At 64.7% G+C, this 11,309-nt stretch carries 14 protein-coding genes; 6 read left to right on the top strand and 8 right to left on the bottom strand.

Translation table 11 applies throughout. The features are described 5' to 3' along the window. The 7 genes from P8Y39_10165 to pheA all read right to left on the bottom strand — a co-directional run. Positions 1-478: lysophospholipid acyltransferase family protein (locus tag P8Y39_10165; protein MEJ2192689.1), on the bottom strand; the 478-nt coding region annotated here is incomplete at its 3' end. A 3-nt stretch (positions 479-481) separates the two neighbouring features. Beyond that, positions 482-1,135 (bottom strand): (d)CMP kinase, encoded by a 654-nt coding sequence (gene cmk, locus P8Y39_10170; GenBank protein MEJ2192690.1) that lies wholly within the window; start codon positions 1,133-1,135, stop codon positions 482-484. Continuing rightward, positions 1,135-2,418, bottom strand: coding sequence for a 3-phosphoshikimate 1-carboxyvinyltransferase (gene aroA / locus P8Y39_10175; GenBank protein ID MEJ2192691.1), 1,284 nt, complete (start codon positions 2,416-2,418; stop codon positions 1,135-1,137). The genes cmk and aroA overlap by 1 nt, the downstream gene beginning before the upstream one ends. Next, positions 2,408-3,244, bottom strand: a complete 837-nt coding sequence (locus P8Y39_10180; GenBank protein MEJ2192692.1) for a prephenate dehydrogenase/arogenate dehydrogenase family protein — start codon at positions 3,242-3,244, stop codon at positions 2,408-2,410. The genes aroA and P8Y39_10180 overlap by 11 nt, the downstream gene beginning before the upstream one ends. A gap of 20 nt (positions 3,245-3,264) precedes the next feature. Continuing rightward, positions 3,265-4,293 carry a 3-deoxy-7-phosphoheptulonate synthase gene (gene aroF, locus P8Y39_10185; protein MEJ2192693.1) on the bottom strand — a complete coding sequence of 343 codons (1,029 nt, stop codon included), beginning with the start codon at positions 4,291-4,293 and terminating at the stop codon, positions 3,265-3,267. Continuing rightward, entirely contained in the window at positions 4,294-5,376 is a 1,083-nt protein-coding gene (gene hisC / locus P8Y39_10190) for a histidinol-phosphate transaminase (protein MEJ2192694.1), read from the bottom strand. Between the two features lie 3 nt (positions 5,377-5,379). Further along, a complete protein-coding gene (gene pheA / locus P8Y39_10195) occupies positions 5,380-6,462 on the bottom strand; it encodes a prephenate dehydratase (GenBank protein MEJ2192695.1) in 1,083 nt (360 codons plus the stop codon). 270 nt (positions 6,463-6,732) lie between these two features. Between pheA and P8Y39_10200 the strand changes: the two genes are divergently transcribed. Genes P8Y39_10200 through P8Y39_10225 form a run of 6 tightly spaced genes read left to right on the top strand, consistent with a single transcriptional unit; the run spans position 6,733 to position 11,074 of the window. Beyond that, positions 6,733-7,518 carry a carbon monoxide dehydrogenase accessory protein CooC gene (locus tag P8Y39_10200; protein ID MEJ2192696.1) on the top strand — a complete coding sequence of 262 codons (786 nt, stop codon included), beginning with the start codon at positions 6,733-6,735 and terminating at the stop codon, positions 7,516-7,518. Continuing rightward, positions 7,502-8,083 (top strand): 5-formyltetrahydrofolate cyclo-ligase, encoded by a 582-nt coding sequence (locus P8Y39_10205; protein ID MEJ2192697.1) that lies wholly within the window; start codon positions 7,502-7,504, stop codon positions 8,081-8,083. The genes P8Y39_10200 and P8Y39_10205 overlap by 17 nt, the downstream gene beginning before the upstream one ends. Further along, on the top strand, positions 8,076-8,636 hold the full coding sequence (gene folE / locus P8Y39_10210) for a GTP cyclohydrolase I FolE (GenBank protein ID MEJ2192698.1): 561 nt from the start codon (positions 8,076-8,078) through the stop codon (positions 8,634-8,636). The genes P8Y39_10205 and folE overlap by 8 nt, the downstream gene beginning before the upstream one ends. A 9-nt stretch (positions 8,637-8,645) precedes the next feature. Further along, a complete protein-coding gene (folD, locus tag P8Y39_10215; protein ID MEJ2192699.1) occupies positions 8,646-9,512 on the top strand; it encodes a bifunctional methylenetetrahydrofolate dehydrogenase/methenyltetrahydrofolate cyclohydrolase FolD in 867 nt (288 codons plus the stop codon). Between the two features lie 18 nt (positions 9,513-9,530). Then, a complete protein-coding gene (locus P8Y39_10220) occupies positions 9,531-10,196 on the top strand; it encodes a methylenetetrahydrofolate reductase C-terminal domain-containing protein (GenBank protein ID MEJ2192700.1) in 666 nt (221 codons plus the stop codon). After that, on the top strand, positions 10,193-11,074 hold the full coding sequence (locus P8Y39_10225; protein MEJ2192701.1) for a methylenetetrahydrofolate reductase: 882 nt from the start codon (positions 10,193-10,195) through the stop codon (positions 11,072-11,074). Before P8Y39_10220 ends, P8Y39_10225 begins: the two co-directional genes overlap by 4 nt. A gap of 49 nt (positions 11,075-11,123) precedes the next feature. On the opposite strand, the gene P8Y39_10230 is transcribed toward P8Y39_10225, so the two are convergent. After that, on the bottom strand, positions 11,124-11,309 hold a 186-nt coding region (locus P8Y39_10230; GenBank protein MEJ2192702.1), incomplete at its 5' end, for a hypothetical protein.

The following is an 11,309-nucleotide window of genomic DNA, read 5'->3' on the forward strand; positions in this document are numbered from 1 at the left end:
TCGAGGGCCTCACGATTACAGAGCCCACCGGCAGAACCCGCCCGGTCCCCTCGATGAAGGCGGGCACCACAGTGGCCCCGCTCAGCCTCGCCAGCATCTCCATCCCCCGCTTGAGGTCGGTATTTCCTCCGGAATGCCTTCCCCCTTCGGGAAAGATGACCACGAGCCCTCCCTCGCGGAGGACGCGCACGGCATCCTTGATGACGGAGGGCCGGGGGCTCCCGCGCCTGACGGGCAGGGACCAGAGCTTGATGACCCTGCCCAGGACGGGGATGCGGAAAAGCTCCTCCTTGGCCATGAAGGTCGCGCGCCTCCGCAGGGCCACCCCCAGGACGGGGGGGTCCAGGTAGCTCTCGTGGTTCGCCGCAACAATCACCCCTCCCTCCCCGGGCACCCGCTCCCGGGCCAGGACCTCAATCCGGTTATAAAGCTTGAAAAACAAAAGAAGAACCGCCCGGGAGAGCTTATAAAAGAGCATTGCTCACCCCCTGGCAATCTCCTCGAGCACCCTTGCCACGACCTCCTCGACCCCCAAGTCCGACGTGTCGATGTATACCGCGTCCCCGGCCACCCTCAGGGGGGAGTGGGCCCGCTCGGAGTCCCGCTCGTCCCTCCCGATGACGTCCTCTCCGGCCCGCTCCATGCTCACGGGGTTTCCCGCCTCCCGGAGCTGCTCGTACCGCCTCCGGGTGCGCGCCTCCACGGAGGCGTCCAGGTAGAATTTCCTCCATGCGCGGGGAAAAACCACGGTAGACATGTCCCTGCCCTCGGCCACCAGGCCGCCCCTCTCCCCGGCGCGTTTCTGCACCGGCAGGAGAAACTCCCGCACCGGCTTGCGGGCCGAGAAGACGGAGGAATAATGGCCTATCTCCGGGGTCCTTATCTCACCGGAGACGTCCTCGCCGTCGAGATAAACCCTGCCGTCTTTGAACTCTACCCGAAGCTCCTGAAGGGCCTCCCCGAGCCTCTGGTCCGTGTCCTCGGGACGCACTGCCCGCCGCGTAAGGCCCAATGCCACCGCGCGGTAAAGGGCCCCGGTGTCCAGGTAGTCAAACCCCAGCTCCCCCGCTACCCTGCGGGCAACGGTGCTCTTGCCCGCCCCCGACGGGCCGTCGATGGCCACTACCCTTCCCATCAGTGGGCCAGCCGCCTGAGGGACTCGAAAAATCCGGGGAAGGAAATGTCCACCGCCTCGGCGCCTTCGATAACCGTGGAGCCCTCCGCCACCAGCGATGCCACGGCCAGGGCCATGGCTATCCGGTGGTCCCCGAAGCTCTTGACGGGGGCGCCCCGAAGGCGGCCCGGCCCGTCAATGCGAAGCCCGTCGTCAAGCTCCTCCACCTTGACGCCCATGGCCGAAAGGCCCTGGCCCATGGCATGGATTCTGTCTGACTCCTTCACCCTCAGCTCCCCGGCCCCCCGTATGACGGTCGTCCCCTCCGCCCTGGCTCCGGCCACGGCCAGGATGGGAAACTCGTCTATCATCGCCGGTATCTCGTCCACCCCCACCTCTATGGCCCTCAGGGGGGAGCTCCTTACGATAAGGTCGGCCACCGGCTCCCCGGAGACCTCACGCTCACGGGCTCTTTCCACATGGGCCCCCATTTTTCTCAGAGCATCCAGAAAACCCGTCCTTGTGGGGTTGAGGCCCACGTTTCGTATGATGAGCTCGGAGCCCTCCACGAGCACCGCGGCCGCTATGAAAAAGGCCGCCGAGGAGAAATCGCCGGGTACGTCCACCTCCAGGGGAGAAAGCTCCCGGCCGCTTCCGACCCTTATGGTGCGGCCCTCAACCGAGATGTCCGCCCCCGAGGCACGGAGCATCCTCTCGGTGTGGTCCCGCGAGGCCGCGGGCTCCACCAGTTCGGTCTCGCCCCGGGCGTAGAGGCCGGCCAGGAGAAGGGAAGACTTCACCTGAGCGCTTGCCACCGGCAGGGCATGGCGGATGCCCTTCAGGTCCCCGCCCCGGACGGCCATGGGCGGATAGCGGTCCCCGCCCCGGGCCATGATGCGCGCGCCCATCCCGCTCAAAGGGTCTATGACGCGCCTCATGGGCCGCACGGAAAGGGACGCGTCGCCGGAAAGGATGCCCAGGAAGGGGTTTCCGGCCAGAAGGCCCGCCAGAAGCCGCATGGTGGTGCCGGAGTTGCCGCAATCGATAACCGAAAGGGGCTCCTTGAGGCCGTGAAGCCCCCTGCCCTTGAGGCGGACCTCGTCTCCACGGTCCTCGATTTCCACTCCCAGGGTGCGGAAGGCGTTCATCGTGCTCAGGGTGTCCGCCGAGCGGAGGAAGTTCCTCACCACGCTTTCGCCCCGGGCTATCGCCCCGAGCATGAGGGCGCGGTGGGAGATGGACTTGTCCGGGGGCGGGATGAGCTCGCCCCGGATGGCCGGAGCCCTGCTGAGCTCAATCTCCAAGGCCCTGCCTCACGTCCCGTCCCCGTTCGAAAATCCTCTTCAGCCCCTCCAGGTCGCTCCTGTCCAGACAACCCCGGATATCATCCATGTCGGAGCGGAAGGCCTCCATGCAGGCGAGGAGATTCTCCCTGTTCAGAAGACAGATATTGCTCCAGAGCTCCGGCGAGCTCAGGGCGATGCGTGTCGCGTCCAGAAAGCCCTGCCCGGCAAACTTCCAGTGCTCCTCCCGAAGCCTCCCCGCCCCGGCCGCCAGGGCGTACGCCGCCGCGTGCGGGAAGTGGCTCAGGACGGCGTAGACCCTGTCGTGCACCTCGGGGTCGAGCACCTCCACCTGTGCCCCCAGGGTCCGCCACAACCGTACGACGTCCTCAATCGCCTCGCCCGGAGTGCGCTCCGTGGGGGTGACGACACAGAAAGCGCCCTCGAAAAGCTCCGCGCTCGACGCATCGATGCCCGAGCGCTCACTGCCGGCGATGGGATGGCAGCCGACGAAGCTCACCCCCTCAGGCATCAGGCCCTCGAGCTCCCTGACCAAGCGGCCCTTCACGCTTCCCACGTCGATGAGCAGAGCGCCCTTCTTGAGGGCCGGGGCTATCTTGCGTGCCAGCGCCGTGAAGCTCTCCACCGGCGCGGCCAGCACCACCAGGTCGGCGTCCTGGCAGGCCTCCTCCGGGGAGAGGCTGTAGGAGTCTATGTAGCCCAGGTCCCTTGCCCGCCTGAGGTTCTCCTCTCTCCGGCCGGTGCCCGAGACATGCTCCGCCAGGGAATGCTTCCTGAGCGCCCTGGCGAAGGAAGCCCCCAGGAGCCCCACTCCCAGAACGGCCACTCTCCCCAGCCTTTTTGTGCTCAGATGGCCCTCCCCACGGCCTTGGCCACGGGCCTCAGGGCGCGCATCAGGGAGCTGAAGGCGGCGGGCGTGAGGGACTGCTCGCCGTCGGAGAGGGCCTCCTCAGGTTTGTTGTGGACTTCCACCATGAGGCCGTCCGCCCCGGCCGCCACGGCCGCACGGGACATGGGAAGCACCAGGTCCCACTTACCCACGCCGTGGCTGGGGTCCACAATGACCGGAAGGTGGGTGAGCTGCTTGAGAACGGGCACGGCGCTCAGGTCCAGGGTGTTGCGGGTGCTGGTCTCGAAGGTCCGTATGCCCCGCTCGCAGAGGATTACTTTGGGGTTTCCGTTGCTCATGATGTACTCGGCCGCCATGAGCCAGTCGCTGATGGTGGCCGAAAGGCCCCTCTTCAGGAGGACCGGCTTCCTGGTGAGGCCCGCCTCCAGGAGGAGCCTGAAGTTCTGCATGTTCCGCGTGCCTATCTGGATGACGTCGGCGTACTTGACCACCACGTCCATGTCGCGGGGGTCCATGACTTCGGTCACCACCGGAAGGCCCGTGGCCTCTCCCGCTTCCTTCAGGTACTGAAGGCCTTCCTCACCCAGCCCCTGGAACGAATAGGGCGAGGTCCGCGGCTTGAACGCGCCGCCCCGGATGAAGGCCGCGCCGGCGGCCTTCACCTTCCGGGCGATATCCATGAGCATGCCCCTGTTTTCCACAGAGCAGGGACCGGCGATGACCTGGACCTTCCTCCCTCCCAGGGTCGACCGCTTCACACGGATGTGGGAGTCGCTCTTCTGGAACTCCCGGCTCGCCAGCTTGTAGGGCTTGATGATGCGCATGACCTCTTCCACCCCGTCCATCACGCGCACCGCGTCTTCCTGCTCCGGCGTCACCCGCGAGGTATCTCCCTTGACGCCTATGATGGTCCTCTCGGTCCCCTTTATGACCACGTTGGTCCCGAGCCCCCAGCCTTCGAGCTTCTTCTCGATGTCCCGGATGTCCTTTCTGGTGGCTTCGGGCCTGAGTACGATGATGTCCATTTATCTCCTCTCCTTGAGCGTTTCTCCGAGAGCCGCCACAAAGCGCCTGTTCTCCTCCGGCAGCCCTACCGTCACCCTCAGGGCCTCCGGGCCCATGGGCCGGACGATGACCCCCCTCATGAGAAGCGCCTCGTACGTCTTCCGGGCGTCCTGGACGAACATGTAGACGAAGTTGGCCTCCGTGGGCACGTATCGCACCCCGAGGGAGCCGAGCTCCCCGTAAAGAAATTCCTTCCCCTCCCCGTTGATTCTGCGGGAGCGGCCCACGTGCTCCTCGTCCCTCAGGGCGGCCAGGGCGGCGGCCTGGGCCACCGTGGACGTGTTGAAGGGCTCCCGCACCTTGTTCATCTCGGCGAGGATTTCCCACCGGGCGATGCCGTAGCCCACGCGCAGGCCGGCCAGCCCGTATATCTTCGAGAACGTCCGCAGGACAAGGACGTTCCTCCCGGCCCGGAAGTGCTTCATGCTGTCGGCGTAGGACGTTCCGGTCACGTATTCGTAATACGCCTCGTCCAGCACCACGAGGACGTCCTCCGGCACCCGGGCCATCAGGGCGTCAAGCTCCGCGGCCGTGTTGATGGTCCCCGTGGGGTTGTTGGGGTTGGCGATAAAAATAATCTTCGTCTCCGGAGTAACGGCCAGCGCCATGGCCTCCAGGTCGTGGCGGAAGTCCGTGAGAGGCACCATCGTAGCCGTGCCCCCCTGGGCCTGCACGGACATGGGGTAGACCACGAAGGAGGGCCAGGCCATGACGGCGTTTTCTCCGGGCTTCATGAAGGTCCTGACGGCCACGTCCAGAAGCTCGTTGGAGCCGTTTCCGAGGATGATTTCCTCCTCGGCCACCCCCAGGCGCTGAGCCAGGGCCTCCTTGAGATAATATCCCCCGCCGTCGGGATACCTGTTGAGCGACCGGAGAAGCCTTTCGTCGATGGCCTCCAGGGCCTTCTCCGAGGGGCCCAGGGGGTTTTCGTTCGAGGCAAGCTTCACGGAGTCCTTTATCCCCAGCTCGCGCTCCAGCTCCTCGACGGGCTTTCCCGGCACGTAGGGCTTCAGCTCCGCTATGTACTCAGGCACCTTGAGCATGCTTCATTCTCCACAGGGGTAGGAGCCCAGGACCTTCAGGAAGAGGCACCCCTCCTTCATCTCCTCGATGGCGCGGCGAACCCTCTCGTCCTCCACGTGGCCCTCCATGTCCACGAAGAAGATATACTCCCAGGCTTTCCGCTTCGAGGGCCTGGACTCTATCTTGGTCAGGTTTATCCCGGCTCGCTTGTACGGCGTCAGGATGTCGAAGAGCGCCCCGGGCCTGTCCTTCACCGAAAACATGATGGAGGTCTTGTCCTTCCCCGTCGGGGGCGGGCTCTCCCCGGCGATGACCAGGAAGCGGGTGACGTTCTTGCGGGAGTCCTCTATGTGCTTCTCCACGAAGTACAGGTCGTACATGCGGGCGGCCAGCTCGCTGGCTATGGCGGCGGCATCCGTGTTCTCGGCGGCTATCTCCGCGGCCCGGGAGGTGCTTGAGGCCTCCAGCACCGGGATGCCGGGCATGTGTGCCTCCAGCCATTCCCTGCACTGGGCGGCCGCCTGGGGATGGGAGTATATCTTCTTGATGTCCTCGGCCTTGCCGGCCTTGGACAGAAGGTTGTGGGAGACCTCCAGCATCACCTCGGCGTGTATCTTGAGGTCGTAGTCCATGAACATGTCCAGAGTATGGCTCACGATGCCCTCGTTGGAGTTCTCGATGGGCACGATGCCGAAGTCCGCCTTCCCGGCGTCCACGGCCTGGAATATTTCCTTCACGCTGCCGTAGGGCACAAAGTGCACGGAGGAGCCGAAATGCCTCTGGCCCGCCAGGTGCGTAAACGTGGCGGGGGGCCCAAGGAAGGCCACCCGGAGGGCCTCCTCCAGAGACAGGGAGGCCGACATGATATCCCTGAACAGGTGCTTCAGGGCGTCGTTGGGGAACGGGCCGGGGTTCTGCTTCTGGAGCCTCTGGATGACGTCCTTCTCCCGGTCGGGCACGTAAAGCCGCGCGTTCATGTGGTGCTTTATCTTGGCCACCTCCAGCACCAGGCGCGCCCGGCGGTTCAGAGCCTCCAGAATCTCGTCGTCAATCCCGTCTATCTGCTCCCTCAGCTTCCCCAGCTCTTTTTCCTGTTTCCTCGCCATGGCGTCCCTTCGGAGGGTAATTTATTAGAATACACATGGTTTCCCCATTTTTTCAAGGGGTTTCGTCCAAGGCCGGGCCGGGAGCAAACTGCGCAGCCCGTTTCATGCCGCATCCGTCGAGACGAGTCTCCCGGAGGGCATCTCAACGAAATGAAAGAAGCAAACGAGTGAAAGAGGCGAACCTTCCTCCCTCACTGCCCGGCTTGACCGGGGAATCCAGCAAACCCCGCAAGTATTTACACTATTTTAGCCAAAATGTTACTATGGGGGGTGAAAATCGCCGTCACCGGCAAGGGTGGCGTGGGGAAGACCACCCTGGCCGCGACTCTGAGTCATATTTTCGCACGGGAAGGGAAAAAGGTGCTCGCCGTTGACGCCGACCCCGATGCCAACCTCGCATCGGCCTTCGGCCTCTCGGAGGCGGAGATAGAGCGCCTCCGCCCCGTAGCCGAGATGGTCGAGCTCATCGAGGAGAGGACCGGGGCGCGCCCCGGGACCTCCGGGGGAGTCTTCCGCCTGAACCCCCGGGTGGACGACATCCCCGAGGAGGTGGGCTATCGGTTTGACGGGGTGACCCTCATCATCACCGGCAAGTCCAAGGAGGCCGCAAGCGGCTGCTACTGTCCCGAGAACGTCTTCCTGAGGCGCCTCCTCCGGCACCTCGTGGTGGAGAGGGACGACGTGGTGGTCCTGGACATGGAAGCGGGCATCGAGCATCTGACCCGGGGGACGTCGGAGGCCATGGACGCCTTCATCGTGGTCGTGGAGCCGGGGCACCGGAGCATCCAGACCGCGCTGACGGTGAAGAAGCTGGCCGCGGGCCTGGGCGTGCGAAAAGTCTTCGCCGTGGCCAACAAGGTCCGCTCGGAGGCGGACGTCGCCTATATCAGGGAGCACCTGGGAGGCGTCGAGCTCGTCGGCTCCATCGGCTTCGACCACGCCATCATGGAGTCCGACATGGCGGCCGCCCCGGCCTACGAGGCTGCGCCCGCCCTGGTTGAGGAAGTCAAGGGGATGGTAAAGAGAATTGAAGAGCGCCTTGAACCCGCCGGCTGAGCTGAAGCGCTCCATACGGCGCGAGGCCCTGGAGAGGCGGAAGGCCATCCCCCTTCGGGTTCGCCAGCTCAAGGACTCCCTCATCAAGGAGCGCCTCCTGGCCCTTCCGGCCTTCCGCGGCGCGGAGCGCGTTGCCCTCTACGCGTCCTTCAGGACCGAGGTGGACACCCTGGGCATCATCATGGAAGCACTGGCCGCGGGCAAGGAAGTCCTCCTGCCCCGCGTGGACCTTGTGGAAGGACGGCTTGCCCTGCACCGCATCGAAGGGCTTGAGGACATGGCCCCCGGCTTCAGGGGCATACCCGAGCCGGCGGCCGGGGAGCAGGTGCCCGTCCAGGAGGCGAACCTCCTGGTCGTCCCCGGCGTCGCCTTCGACCCCGAAGGGCGGCGGGTGGGCTACGGCAGCGGTTTTTACGACCGCCTTCTCCCCCGCGTGAAGGGGCTCCGGCCCATCGTGGCCCTGGCCTACGAGGAACAGGTCTTCCCGTCACTTCCCCGGGAGGAGCACGACATTTCCGTGGACGTCGTCATCACGGACGCCCGCGTCATCCACGGCCATGGATAAGGCGAAGATAGAAAAGGGGGTGCGCCTCATCCTCGAGGGCATCGGCGAGGAGCCGGACCGCTCCGGCCTCCGGTGCACGCCGGAGCGGGTTGCCAAGATGTACGAGGAGATATTCGCCGGCATCGTCACGCCGCCGGAGGACCTGCTGACCCCCATCGAGGGCGAGACGCACGACGAGATGATACTCATCAAGGACATCCCCTTCTATTCCGTCTGCGAGCACCACCTCCTGCCCTTCATCGGCAAGGCGCACATCGCCTACATCCCCTCGGGAAGCATCGTGGGCCTGAGCGAGCTCGCCAAGGTGCTGGAGCACTACGCCAAGCGCCCCCAGGTGCAGGAGCGGCTCACTTCGCAGCTGGCCGACATGATCATGGAGCGCTTGAAGCCGAAGGGCGCCATGGTTATCATAGACGCCGAGCACCTGTGCATGAGCATGCGTGGCATCCGCAAGCCCGGTTCCCGCACCGTGACGTCGGCGGTGCGCGGCACGTTCCGGAGCAAGGCGTCCACCAGGGAAGAGATGCTGGAGCTGATCAAGAAAAATCCATAGGAGGAAAGCATGGCCGCAGAGTTGATCGACGGGAAGAAAGTTGCTCAGGACGTCAAGGACGGGCTCAAGAAGGACATCGAGGCCCTCAAGGGCAGGGGTGTGCATCCCGGACTCGCCGTCGTCCTGGTGGGAGAGGACCCGGCCTCGATGAAATACGTCGCCAACAAGGAGAAGACCTGCGAGAGCCTGGGCATCGCCAGCCTGGGGCACAAGCTCTCCGTCGACACCTCCCAGTTCGAGCTCCTGAGGCTCGTCGGCGACCTGAACGCCGACCCCCGGGTGCACGGCATACTGGTGCAGCTTCCCCTTCCCAAGCACCTCGACGAGAAAGAGGTCATGCACGCCATCGCACCGGAGAAGGACGTGGACGGCTTCGGCCCGGATTCTCTGGGCCGGCTGCTCCTGGACGAGCCGGGGTTCGTCCCCTGCACGCCCCACGGCGCCATGAAGATGCTGGAGGCCTACGGCATCGACCCCAAGGGCAAGCACGCCGTGGTGGTGGGCAGAAGCGTCATCGTGGGCAAGCCCCTCTCGCTGCTGCTTCTGAGAAAACACGCCACGGTCACCATCTGCCACAGCCGCACTCCCGACCTCGACGACATGTGCCGCACCGCCGACATCCTGTGCGTGGCCGTGGGCCGTGCCCAGATGGTCAAGGGCGACTGGGTGAAGGAAGGCGCCGCGGTCATCGACGTTGGCATTAACGTTACTCCGGAGGGTAGACTAGTGGGAGACGTCGAATTCGAGGCCGCCAAGGAAAGAGCGGCCTACATCACCCCCGTCCCGGGAGGGGCGGGCCCCATGACCATCGCCATGCTCATGTACAACACCGTGCAGGCCGCCAAGATGGCCGCCGGCATGGAGGTTACCGTTTAAAGGCAAGGGAGGCGCTTTATGATAATCACCAAAAAGAAAGAGAGAGGAAAACTCCTGGAGTCCATCAAGGACTACCAGAGCCTTTTCCTCGTGGGCTGCTCCGAGTGCGCGTCGCTCTGCGGCACCGGCGGGGACACGGAGCTTCAGGAACTCAAAGAGGCCCTCGAGGCCCAGGGCAAGACGGTCACCGGCACGCACAAGGCCAAGACGGGCTGCCAGGTGCTGGGGACCAAGACCGAGCTCAAGCAGTACAAGGACGCCCTGAACGCCGCCGACGCGGTCATCGTCATGTCCTGCGGGGCGGGAACCCAGGCGGCGGTGGAGATGTTCCCGGACAAGCCGGTCTACCCGTGCAACGACAGCCTCTTTCTGGGCAACATGACCCGCTTTCAGATATTCGACGAGCGCTGCTCCCTCTGCGGGGAGTGCATCATCGACAAGACGGGCGGCATCTGCCCCCTCACCAACTGCCCCAAGGGCCTTCTCGTCGGCCCGTGCGGCGGCGTGAAGGACGGCAAGTGCGAGGTGAGCCAGGACATCGACTGCTGCTGGGTGCGCATCTACGAGCGGATGAAGCGCATCGGCCGCCTCGATGACCTGATGGAAACCACCCTGGAGCCCAAGGACTGGGCTGCCAGCCAGAAACCGAGGGCGCATTCCGCCCGGGAGGACAAGAAGAAATGACCTTCAGAGAGGCGCTTGAGTCCGGGAAGTTCGTGGTCACCGCCGAAGTGGGCCCTCCCAAGGGGACCGACATCTCGGAGATGCTCCACCACATGGACCTCTTGAAGGGGAAGGTCGACGCCGTCAACGTCACGGACAACCAGTCGGCGGTCATGCGCATCAACTCCATGAGCGTGTGCAAGCTCGCCCTGGAGCGGGGGCTCGAGCCCGTCCTTCAGATGACCTGCCGCGACCGCAACCGCATCGCCCTTCAGTCGGACCTCCTGGGGGCGAGCATCCTGGGCATCAGGAACGTTCTGTGCATGACCGGGGACCACGTCTCCGCCGGAGACCATAAGTCGGCCAAGCCCGTCTACGACATCGAGAGCGTGCAGCTCCTTCAGGCGGTCGAGGGCCTCAACGGCGGCAGGGACATGGCGGGCAACGAGCTTCGGGGGGCTACGAACTACTTTCAGGGCGCCGTGGTCACCCCGGAGGCCAATCCCCTGGAGCCCCAGCTCATCAAGTTCACCAAGAAGGTCCGGGCCGGGGCCCGGTTTTTCCAGACCCAGGCCATCTATGACGTGGAGGCATTCAAGGGCTTCATGGAGCACGCCCGCAAGCACCAGGTCAAGGTCCTGGCCGGGTTCGTCGTCCTGAAGAGCGTGGGTATGGCCCGGTTCCTCAATAACAACGTCCCGGGCATCCGCGTGCCCGAGGAGCTTATCGGAGAGCTCAAGGCCGCCGGCAAGGAGAAGGCCCTGGACACGGGCATGGACATCACCGCCCGGCACATTCGCCAGCTCAAGGACGAAGGCATCTGCGACGGGGTGCATATCATGGCCATCGGCATGGAGGAGAAGGTCCCGGAAATCATGAGCCGGGCCGGGCTTCTTTGAACGCAAGACACTTTCTTTGCCACTAAGGGGGCGCCCGGCGCCCCCTTTTTTATGCCTTCGGAAGAGAATTTGGCACGGCCGGCTGCCGAGTGTGTAAAATAGAGGGGTTCGGGGACAACCAGCCCATGGAAAGACTCTGGGCAATCATATCCGCTTCTCCCATCTCGGGCTCATCGCCGATGAGCATGCGGCTTGCGCGGCCCATCGCGGTCATAGGATGATGCAAGAAGGCAGA

It is taken from the genome of Nitrospirota bacterium (assembly GCA_037386965.1).
GTDB lineage: Bacteria > Nitrospirota > Thermodesulfovibrionia > Thermodesulfovibrionales > JdFR-86 > JARRLN01.

Excerpts from the sequence above, each read along its gene's own strand:
- pheA (MEJ2192695.1), bottom strand. The coding sequence starts at position 6,462 with ATGGCGAGGAAACAGGAAAAAGAGCTGGGGAAGCTGAGGGAGCAGATA.
- folD (MEJ2192699.1), top strand. The coding sequence starts at position 8,646 with ATGGCCGCAGAGTTGATCGACGGGAAGAAAGTTGCTCAGGACGTCAAG.
- P8Y39_10220 (MEJ2192700.1), top strand. The coding sequence starts at position 9,531 with ATGATAATCACCAAAAAGAAAGAGAGAGGAAAACTCCTGGAGTCCATC.
- cmk (MEJ2192690.1), bottom strand. The coding sequence starts at position 1,135 with ATGGGAAGGGTAGTGGCCATCGACGGCCCGTCGGGGGCGGGCAAGAGC.
- folE (MEJ2192698.1), top strand. The coding sequence starts at position 8,076 with ATGGATAAGGCGAAGATAGAAAAGGGGGTGCGCCTCATCCTCGAGGGC.
- P8Y39_10225 (MEJ2192701.1), top strand. The coding sequence starts at position 10,193 with ATGACCTTCAGAGAGGCGCTTGAGTCCGGGAAGTTCGTGGTCACCGCC.
- hisC (MEJ2192694.1), bottom strand. The coding sequence starts at position 5,376 with ATGCTCAAGGTGCCTGAGTACATAGCGGAGCTGAAGCCCTACGTGCCG.
- aroF (MEJ2192693.1), bottom strand. The coding sequence starts at position 4,293 with ATGGACATCATCGTACTCAGGCCCGAAGCCACCAGAAAGGACATCCGG.